Source organism: Pseudorhodoplanes sp., from assembly GCF_050250235.1.
Classification (GTDB): domain Bacteria; phylum Pseudomonadota; class Alphaproteobacteria; order Rhizobiales; family Xanthobacteraceae; genus Pseudorhodoplanes.
Map to the genome: position 1 here is coordinate 25,741 of NZ_JBFWPA010000017.1, position 16,736 is coordinate 42,476.

Below are 16,736 nucleotides of genomic sequence, written 5' to 3' on the forward strand. Positions count from 1 at the left end.
ATGCGCATCATGCAGGTTAACGTCATCATCGTCCCCGAGATGGTGCAGCTCGACATCACCGGGCCTTACGAAGTGCTGTCGCGAGTGCCGGGCTGGACGCTCGACCTTGTCGCCGTGTCGATGGACCCGGTCCGCACCGATCGCGGGCTGACCATCCTGCCGACGCAGACGCGCGACACCGCTGCGCCGAGCGACATCCTCGTGATCCCGGGCGGCACCGGCATCGATACCGCGATGCTCGACGAGGCGTGGCTCGATTACGCCCGCCGGGAGGCCGAGCGCGCGAAATATGTGTTTGGCATCTGCACCGGCTCGCTGCTGCTGGCCGCGGCCGGATTGCTGACGGGCCGTCGCGCTGGCGGACACTGGCAGGCGCGCGATTTCCTCGCGAAGTTCGGTGTGACGCCCTCCGACGAGCGGCTCACCGTGGATGGCAAGTTCTACACCTCGGGAGGCGTGACCTCCGGGATCGACGCGGCGTTCCGTGTGGTCGCCGATGTCATGGGCGAAGACACCGCGCGGCAGATCCAGCTTCTGATCGAATACGACCCGGCGCCGCCGTTCGAAGGCGGCACGCCGTTCACGTCGCCGCCGCATATCGTCGCCGCGGCGACGGAGTTGGGACGTGCCAGACGCGAGCGGCGCGAGGCGCTGGTCGAACAGGCCGCGCAGGCGCTGAAAGCGAAAGGCGGCTGAACCTCGGATCGGCGGCTATTTCGCCGCCAGCGCCTTTTCGATCGCCGGCATCAGCACCGCTTTCAGGTTCTGCTCGGTGATGGGCCCGACCAGCTTGTAGGCGATGCGTCCGTCGCGTCCGACCACGAAGGTCTCCGGCACGCCATAGACGCCCCATTCGATCGCGGCGCGCCCGTTCGGGTCGGCGCCGACCGCCGTGAACGGATTGCCGTAGCGGCCGATGAAGCGGCGCGCATTGTCCGGCTGATCCTTGTAGTTGATGCCTACCAGCCGGATGCGCTTGTCTTTCGCAAGCTCCTCCAGTTGCGGGACCTCGTCATGGCAGGGCACGCACCACGATGCCCACACATTCACAAGTGTCACATTGCCCTTGAAGTCGGCGCCATTGAGTCCGGGCACCGGCTTGCCGTCCGTCACCAGTCCGAGCACAGGCGGGAGGTCGCCGCGCGGGGCCTCCCGCCCAATCAGCGCGGACGGAATCCGCGAGGGGTCGCCGGCGCCCAGCCGGTAGAGGAACAGCGCGGCGAGAGCGAGGAACAGGATCAGCGGCAGCGCAACGAGCAGCTTCCGGCGCAGGCCGCTGCCGGTGGTTTCGGATGCCATGCTCATGCGAGGGAATGCGCCTCGGACTTCCGTGGCGCTGCCTTGCGCTCATCGGAGCGGCGCTTGATGCCCCGGGATTCCAAGTCGGCCAATCTACGCTTCAGAGCGCGGTTCTCCGCCACGATCCAGCCGATCAGCATCGCGAGAATGAATGCGGTCGCCGCGTAGGACGCGATGATGAAAGTGGCGTGCGGTCCGAGGTCCATGGGTTCTATCCGTTAGCGGCCTGGTGCGGCTTCCGCCTGCAGCAACTGCATGGAGCGGATGCGGCGCTTGAGGATTTCGTTTCGCATCGCGGCGAGATGCAGCGTGAAGAACAGCAGCGTGAACGCGATCGCCATCACCAGCAGCGGGATCAGGATGCTGGAATGGATCGCAGGTCCGCTCATCTTCACGACGGAGGCGGGCTGGTGCAGCGTATTCCACCAGTCGACCGAAAACTTGATGATCGGAATGTTGATGGCGCCGACCAGCGTCAGGATCGCGGCGGCACGTCCGGCGCGAGTCGGATCGTCGACGGTGCGCCACAATACGATCACGCCGAGATACATCAGGAACAGCACGAATACCGACGTCAGCCGCGCGTCCCACACCCAGTAGGTGCCCCACATCGGCCGGCCCCAGAGCGAGCCGGTGAGCAGGCAGATCAGGGTGAAGGCCGCGCCGATCGGAGCTGCGGCCTTGCCGGCCATGTCGGCGAGCGGATGGCGCCACACCAGCGTGCCGAGCGCCGCAATGGTCATTACCGTCCAGCCCATCATGGCGAGCCAGGCCGACGGCACATGGATGAACATGATCTTGACGGTCGCGCCCTGCTGGTAGTCGTCCGGCGCACCGGCGATCAGCCAGAAACCCCAGGCGAAACAGAGCGCGGTCGCCGCCGCGATCCAGGGCAGGATGCGCGCGGACAGCGACAGGAAGCGGGTCGGATTGGCGAGATCGATCAGGGCCATGACGTTCGCTTTTGATGGCGTCCGCTATTTATACACGATCCAATCCGCGCGAAATGGCGGAAGATGTCTCCCGCTTTGGTCGCACAAAGCCGCCACTGGGCAGCCAAGAACACGGATTCGTGATCTATTCCTGTCCCGCCCTGAGCGCCGCCGCCGCGGCAAAGGGACCCACCACGAACGACATCAGGGTCAGCGCGCAGAGGATGGTGAACGGCGTGCCGAATGGTACCGGACCGATCACCGCGGCATTCGAAGCGGACACCCCGAAAATCAGCACCGGAACCGCCAGCGGCAGGATCAGTACGGGAAGCAACAAACCGCCCCGCCGCAGCGTCACGGTCAGGCCGGCCCCGATCAGGCCGATGAAAGTCAGCGCAGGAGTTCCGACCAGAAGCGTGGCGGTGACCGCGCCGGTGGCGGCCAGATCGAGATTCAGGAACAGGGAGAGCAGCGGCGCGACGATCACCAGCGGCAGCGCAGTAGTGAGCCAATGCGCCAGCGCCTTGATTGCAACCGCCAGTTCCAGCGGCGCGGTTCCCATCACCAGCAGGTCGAGCGATCCGTCCTCCTGGTCGGCGGCCAGCAGCCGGTCGAGCGCCAGCAGGCTCGCCAGCAATGCGCCGAGCCACAGGATCGCCGGGCCGATGCGCTGCAGCAGCGCCAGATCCGGCCCGATCGCAAACGGCATCAATGTCACCACGGTCATGAAGAACAGCACCCCGATCATCGCGCCGCCGCCGACGCGGATCGCGATCCGGATGTCGCGCACGAACAGCGCTTTGAGCGCGCTCATGCGGCGCGCTCCAGCCTGAGTTCGCTTGCGCCATGGAGGCCGAGTGGAAGATGCGTGGCCGCGACGATCATTCCGCCGCCCGCGAGATGCCCGCGCATCAGATCGAGCAGCACGGCCTGCGAGGCGGCATCAAGTGCCGAGGTCGGTTCGTCGAGCAGCCAGAGCGGCCGCTTCACGGCGACCAGGCGCGCGATCGAGAGGCGCCGCTTCTGTCCGGCCGAGAGATAGGCCGCCGGCAACTCGGCCAGCGCCTCCAGCGCGACCGCGGTGAGCGCCTCGCGCGGTTCGCTGGCGCCGCCGAGCCATGCGGACCAGAATGCGAGATTCTCCGCGACCGTCAGCGCGGGCTTCAGCGCGTCGCTGTGACCGAGATAATGCGCCTGCTCGCCGATGCTGCGCTCAGGGTCTCCGCCGGCAAGCGACAAGGTGCCCCCCGCAATCCGCAGCAGCCCCGCGATCATCCGAAGCAGCGATGACTTGCCCGCGCCGTTGCGCCCGGTCACCAGCAGCGCTTCGCCCCCTGCGACGGAAAATCCAAGCCCTTCGAAAACCGGGCGGCCGCCCCGCTGGCAGCTCAGGGCTTGCGCCGAAAGGGTCATCGTATCAGCCACTTATGATCTTTCCGGGCGGTCGCCTGCTGCGACATGTTGTTGAAGCCTTTGGTTCATATGGCAGATCGCGCAAAAAGATTTTATAAGCCGTAGATTAGATCGCTTCTCGCCAATCCTTGGCGCCGCGCCGGCGCGCCCGGAAAAGTGACGTGTTCCCAACACGTTAGCTGTGATTCGCGAGGGCCGGAAGGCAAACGGAAGACACAAATCCATGACCTCGCTCGACAGTTTCGACTGCTGCCGCACCCTGAAAGTCGGCGCCAAGACCTACGCCTATTACAGCCTGCCGGTGGCGGAGAAAAACGGCCTGAAGGGAATCTCCCGGCTGCCTTTCTCGATGAAGGTCCTGCTGGAGAACCTGCTGCGCAACGAAGACGGGCGCACCGTCACCAAGGAGCACATCCTGGCGGTGGCAGCCTGGCTCAAGAAGAAATCCTCGGATCGCGAAATCGCGTTTCGTCCGGCGCGTGTGCTGATGCAGGATTTCACCGGGGTGCCGGCGGTGGTCGACCTTGCCGCGATGCGCGATGCGATGAATCTGCTCGGTGGCGATCCGCAGAAGATCAACCCGCTGGTGCCGGTCGATCTGGTCATCGACCATTCGGTGATCGTGAATTTCTTCGGCAACAATGCCGCGTTCAAGCTGAACGTCGATGAGGAATACAAGCAGAACCAGGAACGCTACAAATTCCTGAAATGGGCGCAGAAGGCGTTCGACAATTTCCGAGTGGTGCCGCCCGGCACCGGCATCTGCCATCAGGTCAATCTCGAATATCTCTCGCAGGTTGTCTGGACCGGCAAGAAGACCAAGCTCAAGGTCGGCGGCAAGCCGGTCGCGGCGGAGATCGCGTATCCCGACACCCTGGTAGGCACCGATTCGCACACCACCATGGTCAACGGCATGGCGGTGCTCGGCTGGGGCGTCGGCGGCATCGAGGCCGAGGCCGCGATGCTGGGCCAGCCACTGTCGATGCTGCTGCCCGAGGTGGTCGGCTTCAAGCTGTCCGGCAAGCTGAAGGAAGGCGTAACCGCGACCGACCTTGTGCTCACCGTGGTCGAGATGCTGCGCAAGCGCGGCGTGGTCGGCAAGTTCGTGGAATTCTTTGGCCCTGGCGTGCTCGATCTGTCGATCGCGGATCGCGCAACCATCGGCAACATGGCGCCGGAATATGGTGCGACCTGCGGCTTCTTCCCGGTCGACGAGCAGACCGTCAAATATCTGCGCGACACCAACCGCAAGGACGAGCGCGTCAAGCTGGTTGCGGCTTATTCCAAAGCGCAAGGCATGTATCTGACCGCGGCGACGCAGGATCCGCTATTCACCGACGTGCTGAAGCTCGATCTCGCCAAGGTGGAGCCGTCGCTTGCCGGTCCGAAGCGCCCGCAGGACCGCGTGACGCTGAAGGCGGTGAAGGCCGAGTTTGCGTCGGCGATGGACAAGGAATTCAAGAAGGCCGGCGAGCTTGCCACGCGCGTCGCCGTTCCCGGTCGCGCGCACGATCTCGGCAATGGCGATGTGGTGATCGCCGCCATCACGTCCTGCACGAACACCTCCAATCCGAGCGTGATGATCGGTGCGGGTCTGCTGGCGCGCAAGGCGGCTGCCAAGGGCCTGACGTCGAAGCCGTGGGTGAAGACGTCGCTTGCGCCCGGCTCGCAGGTGGTCGGCGAATATCTCGCGAGCTCGGGCCTGCAGAAGGATCTGGACAAGCTCGGCTTCAATCTCGTCGGCTATGGCTGCACCACCTGCATCGGCAATTCAGGGCCGCTGCCGGAGGAGATTTCGAAAGCCATCAACGACAACGATCTGGTCGCCGCTGCGGTGCTGTCCGGCAACCGCAATTTCGAAGGCCGCGTCAATGCGGACGTGCGCGCGAATTATCTGGCATCACCGCCGCTGGTCGTCGCCTATGCGATCGCGGGCTCGATGCAGAAGGATCTGGCCAAGGAGCCGATCGGCTTCGACAAGGACGGCAAGAAGGTGATGCTCAAGGACATCTGGCCGACCACCAAGGAGATCGACAGCTTCATCCGCAGGAACGTCACCAGGAAAGTGTTCGCGAAGAAATACGCCAACGTGTTCAAGGGCGATGCCAACTGGCGCAAGATCACGGTGCCCGAAGGGCTGACCTATGCGTGGGACAGCAACTCGACCTACGTGCAGAACCCGCCGTATTTCGTTGGGCTGCAGCCGCGTCCGACACCGCCGACCGACGTGATGAACGCGCATATTCTGGGGCTTTTCCTCGACTCGATCACGACCGACCACATCTCCCCGGCCGGTTCGATCAAGCAGGCTTCTCCCGCCGGCAAGTATCTGATCGAGCATCACGTCAAGCCGATCGACTTCAATCAGTACGGCACGCGGCGGGGCAATCACGAGGTGATGATGCGCGGCACCTTCGCCAATATCCGCATCAAGAACCAGATGGTGCCGGGCGTCGAAGGCGGCGTCACTATCCACTATCCGGACGGCGAGCAGATGCCGATCTACGACGCCGCCATGCGCTACAAGCAGGAGAAGGTCCCGCTGGTGGTGTTTGCGGGCAAGGAATACGGCACCGGCTCGTCGCGGGACTGGGCCGCCAAGGGAACGATTCTGCTCGGCATCCGCGCCGTGATCACGCAGTCCTTCGAGCGCATCCACAGATCCAATCTGGTCGGCATGGGTGTGCTGCCGCTGGTGTTCGAGGAAGGCACGTCGTGGCAGACGCTGGGGCTGAAGGGTGACGAAACCGTCACGATCCGGGGCATGCAGGATTTGCGACCGCGTCAGACACTGACCGCAGAAATTACGATGGCGGACGGTACCATGAAGAACGTGCCGCTGATTTGCCGGATCGATACGCTCGACGAGCTCGAATACTTCAAGAATGGCGGCATCCTGCAATATGTGCTGCGGCAGCTTGCAGCCTGAGACGATTCGCGGTTTGGCGGTGTCGTTATGCCGCGCCGTTTTCCCGCGATTCAGCAAGGGTTTTCCGGGGGCCATGTCACTCCGAATTGAGTGGCGGGCCGTGGGCGGTGGGGCTATGTGGACGGCGGTCCCATTGCCGGTGCGGGCGCGCCGGCCAAGAAACAGAAAGTCCGGCATGAATCTCGGCAGGTCCTGTTCTGCTCTCGCAGCCGCTTGTTCGGCATGGATGGTGTTGACGGGTGGCCCGGTTGCGGCCGGAGATTCTCGCGTGGTGGTCGAACTCTTCACCAGTCAGGGCTGCTCGTCCTGCCCAGCCGCGGACCGGCTTCTCGGCGAGCTTTCCAAGGACCCGACAATTCTGCCGATGAGCCTGTCGGTTGATTATTGGGATTATCTCGGCTGGAAGGACACCCTTGCACTGCCCGGTCATGTGAAACGCCAACGCGGTTATGCGGGCGCGCGGGGCGATCGCGCGGTTTACACGCCGCAAGTGGTGGTCAACGGCGCGGCGCATGTGCTTGGCAGTGACAGGCACGCGATCGAACGCGCCGTGAAGCATGCGCGCGCCGGCGCACAGAATTCGCAGCTTCCGCTCAAGGTTTCGATCGCTGACGGCAAGATCAATGTCGATCTGCCGGCGGCGAAGCAGCCCGTGCAACCGGCGGAGGTCTGGCTGTGTCCGCTCAGCAAGAAGGTTCCGGTCCCGATCGGCCGCGGTGAAAATCGCGGGCACACCGTCACCTATACGAATGTTGTGCGCGGCTGGGTCAAGCTCGGTGACTGGAAGGGCGAGCCGATGCAGTTTTCAAAGTCGATCTCGGAGATCGTGGCGAAGGGCGACTTCGATGCGGTAGCCGTGCTGGTACAGGCGGGAAAGCCGGAAGCACCGGGCAAGGTCTACGGCGCCACCACTGCATCGCTTCGGTGAACCTGCGAATTGCGCGACGCGCATTCCTGCAACGCCCGATCCTGTCTGCGGACAAAAAAAGGCCGGCACGAAGCCGGCCTTGAAGCATTGGGGATTGAACCGTACGCGGTACAATGGACCCGATCCGTTGGAGCCCCGGGGGGCTGGGGGGCTGAGGAATCCGGAACTCGTTCCGGACCGGGTCTTAGGGCCCATACCTCGCAATCCATAGGGGCATGCACTGGACCGAATTTGGGCGTTATTGTGGTTGGCCGCACGAAGCCGTGACTGCGGCACCGCGTCACGCTCTTGATTGATCAGCGGTTTTTTTGCTCGCCGCGCGGCGTCTGCCATTGCGCGCGGGACTTGCGGCGCGAGGCCGCAACGGCAATCATCGGCCATCATCGGATTGTCACACAGGAAAGGAGGCGCCCATGAGCTTGACGGGCGACACTGAGCCGAGCGAGCGACACGGGGGCGTCCCGGCCGTCACGGCATCCGCCCCCGCTCAGCCGGTCCGATTCGAACGCCGCGAACTCGACCGCATCCTTGGCGTCTACGGACGCAAGGTCGCCGACGGCGAATGGCGGGACTACGCCATCGATTTCCTGAAGGACCGTGCCGTGTTCTCGATTTTCCGTCGGTCTTCCGAAGTCCCGATCTATCGCATCGAGAAGAACCCGAAGCTGTCGCGCCGGCAGGGCGCCTATAGCGTCATCTCGGCAACCGGGCTGATCATGCGGCGCGGGCATGAACTCGACCGCGTGCTGCGCGTATTCGAGAAAGAGCTGCGTCTGGTTGCGGGTTGAACACGGGCCGTCCTTTTCAGGCGGTGCAAAGCGCTGGACACACAGTGACCGTGGCTACGGCAATGTCGCCGCGCCGTCACCCAGCGCGCGCTGCATCAGAACCGAGTCCAGCCAGCGGCCATGCTTGAAGCCGATATTGGACAATGTTCCGACCGGCTCGAAGCCCAGCGAACGGTGCAGTTCGATCGACGGCAATTGCGCCGAATCTCCGATCACCGCGATCATCTGCCGAAATCCGCGTTCTTCCGCCTCAGTGATCAGGCCCTGGAGCAGCATCCGTCCGATACCGTGGCGGTGCGCGCGGGGATGGACATAGACGCTGTCCTCGACGGTGTGGCGATAGGCGAAGCGCGGCCGGTAAGGACCCGCATAGGCATATCCCGCGATCCGGCCGCCGACATCGGCGACGAGGTATGGGAAGCCGCCATCGACCAGCATTTTCCGGCGCGTCGCCATCTCCGCTTCGCTTGGCGGCTCGATCTCGAATGAGGCGGTGCCATACGCGACGGCATGCGCATAGATCGCCGCGATGTCCCTGATATCCTCGGGCGCGACGGGACGAATGGTGATGGGGACCGACATGGGCTAGGGTGTCAGGCGGCGCGATCGGGCGGCGTCCACCCGATCATAGCAAGAAAAACGCCCCGGCTTCGACCGGGGCGCTTGCAGGACACGGAAGTTGCCGCCGTCAGCGACGGCCGCCGAACAGCCGCAGCAACATCAGGAACAGGTTGATGAAGTCGAGATAGAGCGACAGCGCGCCCATCACCGCCTTGCGGCCGGCCGACTGGTCGTCGTCGGCGGCCGAGTACATTTCCTTGATCTTCTGGGTGTCCCAGGCGGTCAGGCCGGCAAAGACCAGCACGCCCACGATCGAGATGACGAACGACATCGCGTCCGACTTCAGCCAGATATTCACCAGCGAGGCGAGGATCAGGCCGATCAGGCCCATGATCAGGAACGAGCCGATCGGGGAGAGGTCGCGCTTGGTGGTGTAGCCGTACAGGCTCAAGGCGCCGAATGCCGCCGCCGAGATGAAGAACACATTGGCGATCGAGTTGGCGGTGTAGACGATGAAGATCGTCGCCAGCGATACGCCGAGAATGCCGGCATAGACATAGAACAGCAGCAGCGCGGTGCCGGCGGCGAGCCGGTTGATGCCGAAGCTCAGCACGAACACCATGGCCAGTGGCGCCAGCATCAGCACCCACATGAACGGGCCGCCGAACAGGAACTGGCCCAGCGGGGTGAGGCCGCTTATCTGTCCGCCCGTGACGGTGATGGCGTTGCCGCCAACCATCTGGAAGGTGAGGTAGGCGACGACGCCGGTCAGCGCGACCGCCGAAGCCATGTAATTGTAGACGCGGATCATGTGCGCGCGCAGGCCGGCATCAAAGGTGACGGCGCGGTCCGCGTAGCCGCCGCGTGCGGCGGCCGCATTCCGATCGAAATCGGACATGGAAAACCCTCTCGATAGCCCGGATACCGCCGGGCCGGATGGCCGCCCGGCGGGTAGCCACACAAGGCGCCAATGTAGGGAAGCTCGGCGTCTGTTTCCAGCGACTCGGCGTCCGCCCAACGAAAAAGGGCCCGGAAAACCCCCGGGCCCCTTAACCTTTCGTAACGTCGGCGGGCTGCGCCCTGCTATTCCTCGCGCTGTCCCAGCAGCTGCAGCAGCAGCGTGAACAGATTGATGAAGTTCAGGTACAGCGACAGCGCGCCCATGATGGCGGACCGCTCGCGCATGTCGCCTTCGAGCTGGCCATAGACATACTCGTTCTTCAGGCGCTGCGTGTCGTAGGCGGTGAGCCCGGCAAACACCAGGACACCGACGATCGACACCACGAAAGTCAGCATGCCGCTCGGCCAGATCAGGTTCACCAGAGAACCAAGGATCACGCCGATCAGGCCCATGAAGAGGAACGAGCCCCAGCCGGAAATGTCCCGCTGCGTGGTGTAGCCCCACAGGCTGAGAGCGCCGAAGGTGGCTGCCGTGATGAAGAACACCCGGGTGATCGAGGTCTGGGTATAGACCATGAAGATCGAGCCGAGCGAAATGCCCATCAGCGCTGCGAACAGCCAGAACAGCATCTGCGCCGTCGCCGGACGCATCCGCTCCATGCCGAAGCTGAGCGCGAATACCAGCGCCAGCGGCGACAGCATGATGACCCATTTCAGCGGACTGACGAAGATCGTGTAGCCGATCGGGGTCAGGAACAGGCCGCCACGGATGGCCGCCGGCACTTCCGCGCCGTTGCGCATGACCTTTGCGGCTGCCGCAACGTCGCCGGTCACCGACAGCATGTAGATTCCGAGCGCGGCGAAGCCGGTGATGGCCAGGCCGAGCATCATGTAATTGTAGACTTGCAGCATGTAGGAGCGCAGGCCTTGGTCTATGACCGCGGTTGTTGCGCGCCCTGCGGCCCTGTCATAGGTGGCCGCGTTCCGATCAAAGTCCGACATCATCGAACTCCCTAATGTGTCGCCCAAGCTTCATCGCCAATCGCGCGATTCGACGCTCATATGGCGAAGCTTTGCCTATGATACAGGGGATCGGGGTAAAAATACTCTGTCGTGAACGTCGCAGCTTCGACCGACCCACGCGGCTGAATGTCGCAAATTTACAGGTTTCGCAATACCGACGCCGGCTTCTGTCCCAGTGCCGTGAAAGTCCCTGCAAGTCCGAAAACAATCGTGACCGCAAGCGCGGCCGCCGCCGCGGCCAGCGCCGGGATGGGCAGCCAGACGTAGGACAGGTTCATGATCCGCGTAACGACCAGCCAGGCCGCGACCGAGCCGGCAAGCACCCCGAACATGGCCGTCGCCAGCCCGAGCAGTGCGTATTCGAGCGCATAGGCCGAAATCAGCCGTCCGCGGGTGGCGCCGAGTGTCTTCAAGATGATCGCGTCATAGACCCGGTTGTGGTGGCTTGCCGCCAGCGCTCCGGCCAGCACCAGCGCCGCCGCGATCAGGGTGACGAGGCTCGCGCCGCGGATGCCGAGGATCAGGTTTCCGACCACCGAGCCCACCGCCTGGACGGCATCCTTGACCCGAACCGCGGTCACCGCCGGGAAGGCCGCGGCCATGTCGCGCAGGATCGCCGCGTCCTGCTGCGCCGTTGTATCGCCGGTGAAGGTCAGGGTTGCGATATGGGTGTGGGGCGCGCCGCGAAAGGCGTTCGGCGAAAACACCAGCACGAAGTTGATTCCGAGGCTCTGCCAGTCGACCACCCGCAGATTGGCAATGCGGGCGGTGATGTTGCGCCCCAGGACGTTGACCGTAAGGGTGTCGCCGACCTTAAGGCCGAGCCCGTCGGCGATCCGCTGCTCCATCGAAAGCAGCGGCGGCCCCTGATAATCGGCCGGCCACCACTCGCCCGCCACCAGACGCGACCCGGGCGGGACATCGTTTGAATAGGTGATACCGCGGTCGCTTTGCAGCGCCCATGCCGCCTGCGGCGTTGGTTTGAGCGCGTCCGCCCTGACGCCGTTCGCAGCAACGATCCGTCCGCGCAGCATCGGTTCACGGTCGACGCTGGCAGCCGGCACGGTCTTGCGGATGAAGGCGTCGAACCGTGCGGCGTCGTTGTTCTGGATGTCCACGAAGAAGAAGGCCGGTGCGCGGTCCGGCAGCGCCTGCTCGAATTGCCGCCGCAGGTTGCCGTCGATCTGTACCACGATCACCAGCACCGCCAGTCCCAGGCCGAGCGACAGCACCACCGATGGGGTGAGCGCGCCCGGCCGGTGGATGTTGGCGATGGCGAGCCGGAGCGCGGTGATTTTCGAGCGGGGCAGCATCGCCGCGAACCGCATGATCAGGATGGCGATCACGTACAGCAGGAGAAAGGTCGCGGCCGAGGCGGCGACGAAAACGGTTGCGATCCGCCTGTCATAGGCGAGCAGGATGGATAGCGCGGCCAGCGCGAGCGTCACGGCGGCGGCGGCGAGCAGATAGGGCTTGCGCGGCAGGCTGAAAGCGCCGCTCACCGCTTCGCGAAACAAGGCCGAGACCGGGATGTCGTGCGCGCGTCCGAGCGGCCACATCGCAAAGGCGAGCGCTGTCAGCAGGCCGAACATCGCGGCCAGCCCGAGCTGCGACCATTGCAAGGCGGGCTCGACCGGCAGCGGCAGCACGGCGCCAAAAGCCCATGCGATCAGGAACGGCAGCGCCGCACCGGCTGCCAGTCCCAGTGCCGTGCCGATGGCCGCGATCGTCATGACCTGTACCAGATAGATCGCGAAGATTCGGCCGCCGGTCGCGCCAAGCGATTTCATGGTCGCGATGGTGTCCCGGCGCCGCTCGAGATGGCTGCGGACCGCATTGGCGACGCCGACGCCGCCGACGAGGAGTGCGGTCAGGCCGACCAGCGTAAGAAACTGGGTGAAACGCTCGATGTTGCGTTCGAGCTGTGGCGAAGCATTGTCGCGCGACCGGGTCTCCCAGCCGGCTTCCGGGAACTGCCTGTCGGCTTGCGCAATCAGTGCCTTGACCGCGCTGTCGCTCGCATCGTTGTCCGGAAGCGCGACGCGATAATGCCAGCGTACCAGACTTCCGGGCTGCAGCAGGCCGGTGGCGCGCAGCGCATCGACACTCAGGATCATGCGCGGGCCAAATCCGATCCCGCCGGCGAGCTTGTCGGGCTCGCTGCGCAATACGGCGCGGATTTCGACCGGGGCGTCGCCTACGGTGACGCGATCGCCGAGTTTCAGTTCGAGCCGGGTCAGCAGCGCGATGTCGACAGCAGCGCCGAATATTCCGTCGCGAGCCGCGAGCGCATCGGACAGCGGCATCGCCGGTTCGAGCAAGACCGTGCCGTAAAGCGGATAGAGCCCGTCCACGGCCTTGACCTCGACCAGGGCGCTGCGTTCCCCGGACGCTCGCGCCATGGCGCGCAGGGTGGCTGCATCGGACACCCGGCCATATCGCGTCAGCAATGCGCGCTCGCCGGTGCTTGCCTCGCGATGAAACAGCGCGAATGAAACATCGCCGCCAAGGATGGTCCGGCCCTCGCGCGCCAGTCCGCCTGCGAGGCTTTCCGAGAACGATCCGACGCCGGCGATGGCCATCACGCCGAGCCCGATGCAGAAAATCAGCACATAGAAGCCGCGCAGCCCGCCGCGCAATTCGCGCGCTGCGAATCGAAGCGGCAGCGACCAGCCACGTGTCCGCGGAGGTGTCGCAACGAGGCTCATGCGGTCGCGGCCTCGCGCAGGCTTTCCTGCGATCCGTCGGTCTCGATGCGACCCGACCGCAGCCGCACCACGCGCGCGCAGCGGCGCGCGAGCGAAGGATCGTGCGTGACCAGGATCAGCGTCATGCCGCGATCGACATGACCCTTGAACAGCAACTCGACCACCTGCGAACCGGTCTTCTCATCGAGATTGCCGGTGGGCTCGTCGGCGACGAGAATCGCGGGATTGGGCGCAAGCGCGCGCGCCAGCGCCACCCGCTGCTGCTCGCCGCCTGATAATTGTGCGGGATAGTGCAACAGGCGTTCGCTCAGTCCGACGCCGGCGAGCTCAGCCGCGGCGCGCTCATGCGCGTCGGGCACCCCTGCAAGCTCCAGCGGGACGGCGACATTTTCGAGTGCCGTCATGGTCGGAATGAGGTGAAAGGACTGGAAGACGATGCCGACATTGCGGCCGCGAAAGCGCGCCAGCGCGTCTTCGTCGAGGCGGCGCAGATCCTCCCCGGCAACCACGATCGCGCCGGCATCGGCGCGTTCGAGGCCAGCAAGGACCATCAGCAATGTGGATTTTCCGGAGCCGGAGGGGCCGACAAGGCCGATCGCCTCGCCGCGGCCGATGGTAAGATCGATGTCCTTGAGAATGTGGACCCGGGCGGCGCCGCTGCCGAGCGACAGATTGACACCGGACAGGGTGACCGCGGTTCCGGCAGACGAGGGCTTTTGCTGCATTGAAATCTTTGGTCCACAGGACGATATGGCAGAATCCGGGCCGGCGCGGTCTCAAGGTCATATGGTGCGATGACGAGCTTAGTCCAGAGATTGACAGCTACGATGCTGGCGCTGGCCGGTTTCGCGGCCGTCATTGTGGCGCCGGTTGCCGCGCAAACGGATGCGCCTCTGAAGATTGTGGCTTTCGGCGATTCGCTCACCGCGGGTTACGGCCTGTCTGCGCAGGACGCCTTTCCCGCCAGCCTGCAACGTGCATTGAGGGCCAAGGGCTACAATGTCGAAATCGAGAATGCCGGGGTCTCCGGCGACACCGCCTCGGGCGGGTTGTCGCGGCTTGACTGGTCGATCGCCGATGGGACCGACGCGGTGATCGTCGAGCTCGGCGCCAACGACATGCTGCGCGGCGTCGAGCCCAGGGTGACGCGGCAGGCGCTGGATGACATTCTTGCCAGGCTGAAGGCACGCAACATCCCGGTGCTGCTCAGCGGCATGCGCGGGGCGCCCAATATGGGCGCGGATTATGTGCGCGAGTTCGAGGCGATTTTTCCCGATCTCGCGAAGAAATATGACGTGGTGTTCTATCCGTTCTTTCTCGATGGCGTCGCGGCCGATCCAAGGCTTGCCTTGCGCGATGGGGTTCATCCGAACGGGGCGGGTGTGCAGATCATCGTCGACGGCATCTTGCCGAAGGTCGAAGAACTGATTGCGCGCGCAAAGAAGCGCGCGCCGAGCTGAGGCTTGCACGCAACCGGCGAATCCGTTCTTGTAGCGGGCGTGCCACCTGCTGCGTTCTTGTCACGCGATTGTCACGTCCTGGACGTGACGGAGATGGGAGGTCCTCGATGCCGCGCCTTTTCACCGCGATCGAGATTCCCGAAAGCGTCGCGCAGATGCTGGCGTTTCTGCGCGGCGGATTGCCGGGCGCGCGCTGGATCGATCCCGAGAACTATCACATCACGCTGCGCTTCATCGGTGACGTCGACGCAAGCGTGGCCAATGAACTGGCCTCGATGCTGGATCGGGTCAATCGCGCGCCGTTCGAGCTGCGCCTGGAGGGGCTGGACGCCTTCGGCGGCCGCAAGCCGCGCTCGGTCTTCGCCAATGTCGCGCCGTCCCAGGCGCTGATGGATCTGCAGGCCGAGCATGAGCGGCTGATGCAGCGCGTCGGACTTGGGCCGGAAGGCCGCAAATATACGCCGCATGTAACGCTGGCGCGGCTGCGCGAATCATCGAGCCGGCAGGTGGCGGACTATCTGAGCGAGCGCGGTTCGTTTCGCTCGGCTGCATTCCGCGTCGAGCGGTTCGTGTTGTATTCGTCGCGTGCGTCGGTCGGCGGCGGGCCGTATGTCGTCGAGGAAGCCTATCCGCTCGCGGCCCTTGCGGCGCAGCGCGCGATTTGAGCGCGCGACGTCCTTATCCGAACCGCGCCATCTGCGTGCGAACCGTCTGCGGCGCGCCGGTCATGCCGACCACGTCCAGCCGTCCGAGGCCGTGCTTCTTCGCTTCGTCGCGCGCCCGGTTCATCAGGGCTTCCGCCAGACCGTCGGACTGATAGCCGCATTCGGCAATGAGCGTCGCCGCGGCGCGCTTGCCGTCGCGCTCCGGCACGATCTCGACGCTGGCGCGCAGCCGGCCTGCGTCATAGGCGCCGATCACGATCGCCTGGGATGACAGCAGCCGCAGGCAATGCGCGTCAACGGCCCGGTCGTCGTTGCCGACCGAGAAGAACAGGCAGCGATCGAGATAGTCGAGCCGCAGCAGATGTGCGTAATGATCCTCGATGCTGCAGCTGGACAGCACCTTGATATTGAAGCCGTTGCCGTTCATGGCCGAATCCTCACCGCATGCGGAGAGGTGGAAGCTTGCGCCCGAAACGGTACCGGCTGGTTAACGTCAGGTTGCCTTGAACAGGCGGGATTGCGCATCCAGGATCGCGTTTGCGAAACCATGGCCGTCCGACACCATCTCGCGGACCATGGAAAGCGGGGTGGGATGCGGCGCCGCGACCTCGCCCACGACCTCGCCGAAATCAAAGCTCAATTCGGCGTCGAATTTGCGGGCGAGCTGCTGCATCCGCCGGTTGTCGGCAAGACAGGCCATGTGCAGATGCGTGACGCCGCGGTTTCGGGCGGTCAAAAGCGTGCGCTGGAGCAGCGCCGACCCGACCCCATGGCTCTGCCAGTCGCTTTCCACGCTGAAGGCGGCCTCGGCCTCCTTGCTGAACCGGCCGCCGATGGCGCGCAGTTCGGCGGCGCCGCGCAGCTTTCCGTCCACGAAAAAGCCGTGCACGATGGCGTCCAGCCACACCGTGGTTTCGACGAAGTTCCGGATATAGGCGTCCGAGACTCCGCCGCCGAATCGGCGATGACGGCTCTCCGGATCGAGCCGCAGCAGGTGATCCCGGTACTTGTAGGCCTCGCCGATCCACATTTTGCGGATCAGGCCTGAATCGGGAAGCGGGTCGAGTGCGCTCATTGGGTCTCCTGACATTTGCGTCGCAGACCTCCATATTGCGTCCCTCCCCAGAGAC

Annotated in this window: 18 protein-coding genes; 6 read left to right on the plus strand and 12 right to left on the minus strand. The window is 64.6% G+C overall.

Going from position 1 to position 16,736, the window contains the following annotated elements:
• Complete coding sequence (locus AB7F49_RS10345) at positions 1–696, plus strand: DJ-1/PfpI family protein (protein ID WP_428521957.1); 696 nt, start codon at positions 1–3, stop codon at positions 694–696.
• Between the two features lie 15 nt (positions 697–711).
• Here AB7F49_RS10345 and AB7F49_RS10350 read toward each other — a convergent pair whose 3' ends face one another.
• The 5 genes from AB7F49_RS10350 to ccmA all read right to left on the minus strand — a co-directional run bounded on the left by AB7F49_RS10350 (position 712) and on the right by ccmA (position 3,644).
• Complete coding sequence (locus tag AB7F49_RS10350) at positions 712–1,299, minus strand: DsbE family thiol:disulfide interchange protein (RefSeq protein WP_428522056.1); 588 nt, start codon at positions 1,297–1,299, stop codon at positions 712–714.
• 2 nt (positions 1,300–1,301) lie between these two features.
• Positions 1,302–1,505 carry a heme exporter protein CcmD gene (gene ccmD / locus AB7F49_RS10355; RefSeq protein ID WP_428521959.1) on the minus strand — a complete coding sequence of 68 codons (204 nt, stop codon included), beginning with the start codon at positions 1,503–1,505 and terminating at the stop codon, positions 1,302–1,304.
• A 12-nt stretch (positions 1,506–1,517) separates the two neighbouring features.
• A complete protein-coding gene (locus AB7F49_RS10360; RefSeq protein ID WP_428521961.1) occupies positions 1,518–2,252 on the minus strand; it encodes a heme ABC transporter permease in 735 nt (244 codons plus the stop codon).
• 124 nt (positions 2,253–2,376) lie between these two features.
• Positions 2,377–3,045, minus strand: a complete 669-nt coding sequence (gene ccmB / locus AB7F49_RS10365; RefSeq protein ID WP_428521963.1) for a heme exporter protein CcmB — start codon at positions 3,043–3,045, stop codon at positions 2,377–2,379.
• Complete coding sequence (ccmA, locus tag AB7F49_RS10370; RefSeq protein ID WP_428522058.1) at positions 3,042–3,644, minus strand: heme ABC exporter ATP-binding protein CcmA; 603 nt, start codon at positions 3,642–3,644, stop codon at positions 3,042–3,044. The genes ccmB and ccmA overlap by 4 nt, the downstream gene beginning before the upstream one ends.
• A gap of 223 nt (positions 3,645–3,867) precedes the next feature.
• On the opposite strand from ccmA, the gene acnA reads away from it, so the two are divergent.
• The 3 genes from acnA to AB7F49_RS10385 all read left to right on the plus strand — a co-directional run bounded on the left by acnA (position 3,868) and on the right by AB7F49_RS10385 (position 8,289).
• A complete protein-coding gene (gene acnA, locus AB7F49_RS10375) occupies positions 3,868–6,573 on the plus strand; it encodes an aconitate hydratase AcnA (protein WP_428521965.1) in 2,706 nt (901 codons plus the stop codon).
• Positions 6,574–6,841: 268 nt separating this feature from the next.
• Positions 6,842–7,501 carry a DUF1223 domain-containing protein gene (locus AB7F49_RS10380; RefSeq protein WP_428521967.1) on the plus strand — a complete coding sequence of 220 codons (660 nt, stop codon included), beginning with the start codon at positions 6,842–6,844 and terminating at the stop codon, positions 7,499–7,501.
• 413 nt (positions 7,502–7,914) lie between these two features.
• Complete coding sequence (locus AB7F49_RS10385; RefSeq protein WP_428521969.1) at positions 7,915–8,289, plus strand: DUF2794 domain-containing protein; 375 nt, start codon at positions 7,915–7,917, stop codon at positions 8,287–8,289.
• A gap of 54 nt (positions 8,290–8,343) precedes the next feature.
• Here AB7F49_RS10385 and AB7F49_RS10390 read toward each other — a convergent pair whose 3' ends face one another.
• The 5 genes from AB7F49_RS10390 to AB7F49_RS10410 all read right to left on the minus strand — a co-directional run bounded on the left by AB7F49_RS10390 (position 8,344) and on the right by AB7F49_RS10410 (position 14,206).
• Complete coding sequence (locus AB7F49_RS10390) at positions 8,344–8,871, minus strand: N-acetyltransferase family protein (protein ID WP_428521971.1); 528 nt, start codon at positions 8,869–8,871, stop codon at positions 8,344–8,346.
• 106 nt (positions 8,872–8,977) lie between these two features.
• Positions 8,978–9,748, minus strand: coding sequence for a Bax inhibitor-1/YccA family protein (locus AB7F49_RS10395; protein WP_428521973.1), 771 nt, complete (start codon positions 9,746–9,748; stop codon positions 8,978–8,980).
• Between the two features lie 185 nt (positions 9,749–9,933).
• Positions 9,934–10,752 (minus strand): Bax inhibitor-1/YccA family protein, encoded by an 819-nt coding sequence (locus AB7F49_RS10400; RefSeq protein WP_428521975.1) that lies wholly within the window; start codon positions 10,750–10,752, stop codon positions 9,934–9,936.
• A gap of 158 nt (positions 10,753–10,910) precedes the next feature.
• The gene (locus tag AB7F49_RS10405) at positions 10,911–13,481 is read right to left on the minus strand and encodes an ABC transporter permease (RefSeq protein WP_428521976.1); all 2,571 of its coding nucleotides are present in this window, start codon (positions 13,479–13,481) and stop codon (positions 10,911–10,913) included.
• Complete coding sequence (locus AB7F49_RS10410; protein WP_428521978.1) at positions 13,478–14,206, minus strand: ABC transporter ATP-binding protein; 729 nt, start codon at positions 14,204–14,206, stop codon at positions 13,478–13,480. The genes AB7F49_RS10405 and AB7F49_RS10410 overlap by 4 nt, the downstream gene beginning before the upstream one ends.
• A gap of 102 nt (positions 14,207–14,308) precedes the next feature.
• Between AB7F49_RS10410 and AB7F49_RS10415 the strand changes: the two genes are divergently transcribed.
• Positions 14,309–14,941 carry an arylesterase gene (locus AB7F49_RS10415; protein WP_428521980.1) on the plus strand — a complete coding sequence of 211 codons (633 nt, stop codon included), beginning with the start codon at positions 14,309–14,311 and terminating at the stop codon, positions 14,939–14,941.
• A gap of 107 nt (positions 14,942–15,048) precedes the next feature.
• Positions 15,049–15,606, plus strand: a complete 558-nt coding sequence (gene thpR, locus AB7F49_RS10420) for an RNA 2',3'-cyclic phosphodiesterase (RefSeq protein ID WP_428521982.1) — start codon at positions 15,049–15,051, stop codon at positions 15,604–15,606.
• Between the two features lie 13 nt (positions 15,607–15,619).
• On the opposite strand, the gene AB7F49_RS10425 is transcribed toward thpR, so the two are convergent.
• Both AB7F49_RS10425 and AB7F49_RS10430 read right to left on the minus strand, forming a co-directional pair.
• Complete coding sequence (locus AB7F49_RS10425) at positions 15,620–16,033, minus strand: hypothetical protein (protein ID WP_428521984.1); 414 nt, start codon at positions 16,031–16,033, stop codon at positions 15,620–15,622.
• A gap of 66 nt (positions 16,034–16,099) precedes the next feature.
• A complete protein-coding gene (locus tag AB7F49_RS10430; RefSeq protein ID WP_428521986.1) occupies positions 16,100–16,636 on the minus strand; it encodes an N-acetyltransferase family protein in 537 nt (178 codons plus the stop codon).
• Between the last annotated feature and the right edge of the window lie 100 nt (positions 16,637–16,736).

What these genes read in the sequence shown, in the direction of transcription:
- AB7F49_RS10345 (WP_428521957.1), top strand. Translation starts at nt 1, where the DNA reads ATGCGCATCATGCAGGTTAACGTCATCATCGTCCCCGAGATGGTGCAG.
- AB7F49_RS10350 (WP_428522056.1), bottom strand. Translation starts at nt 1,299, where the DNA reads ATGGCATCCGAAACCACCGGCAGCGGCCTGCGCCGGAAGCTGCTCGTT.
- ccmD (WP_428521959.1), bottom strand. Translation starts at nt 1,505, where the DNA reads ATGGACCTCGGACCGCACGCCACTTTCATCATCGCGTCCTACGCGGCG.
- AB7F49_RS10360 (WP_428521961.1), bottom strand. Translation starts at nt 2,252, where the DNA reads ATGGCCCTGATCGATCTCGCCAATCCGACCCGCTTCCTGTCGCTGTCC.
- ccmB (WP_428521963.1), bottom strand. Translation starts at nt 3,045, where the DNA reads ATGAGCGCGCTCAAAGCGCTGTTCGTGCGCGACATCCGGATCGCGATC.
- ccmA (WP_428522058.1), bottom strand. Translation starts at nt 3,644, where the DNA reads ATGACCCTTTCGGCGCAAGCCCTGAGCTGCCAGCGGGGCGGCCGCCCG.
- acnA (WP_428521965.1), top strand. Translation starts at nt 3,868, where the DNA reads ATGACCTCGCTCGACAGTTTCGACTGCTGCCGCACCCTGAAAGTCGGC.
- AB7F49_RS10385 (WP_428521969.1), top strand. Translation starts at nt 7,915, where the DNA reads ATGAGCTTGACGGGCGACACTGAGCCGAGCGAGCGACACGGGGGCGTC.
- AB7F49_RS10390 (WP_428521971.1), bottom strand. Translation starts at nt 8,871, where the DNA reads ATGTCGGTCCCCATCACCATTCGTCCCGTCGCGCCCGAGGATATCAGG.
- AB7F49_RS10395 (WP_428521973.1), bottom strand. Translation starts at nt 9,748, where the DNA reads ATGTCCGATTTCGATCGGAATGCGGCCGCCGCACGCGGCGGCTACGCG.
- AB7F49_RS10400 (WP_428521975.1), bottom strand. Translation starts at nt 10,752, where the DNA reads ATGTCGGACTTTGATCGGAACGCGGCCACCTATGACAGGGCCGCAGGG.
- AB7F49_RS10405 (WP_428521976.1), bottom strand. Translation starts at nt 13,481, where the DNA reads ATGAGCCTCGTTGCGACACCTCCGCGGACACGTGGCTGGTCGCTGCCG.
- AB7F49_RS10410 (WP_428521978.1), bottom strand. Translation starts at nt 14,206, where the DNA reads ATGCAGCAAAAGCCCTCGTCTGCCGGAACCGCGGTCACCCTGTCCGGT.
- AB7F49_RS10415 (WP_428521980.1), top strand. Translation starts at nt 14,309, where the DNA reads ATGCTGGCGCTGGCCGGTTTCGCGGCCGTCATTGTGGCGCCGGTTGCC.
- thpR (WP_428521982.1), top strand. Translation starts at nt 15,049, where the DNA reads ATGCCGCGCCTTTTCACCGCGATCGAGATTCCCGAAAGCGTCGCGCAG.
- AB7F49_RS10425 (WP_428521984.1), bottom strand. Translation starts at nt 16,033, where the DNA reads ATGAACGGCAACGGCTTCAATATCAAGGTGCTGTCCAGCTGCAGCATC.
- AB7F49_RS10430 (WP_428521986.1), bottom strand. Translation starts at nt 16,636, where the DNA reads ATGTGGATCGGCGAGGCCTACAAGTACCGGGATCACCTGCTGCGGCTC.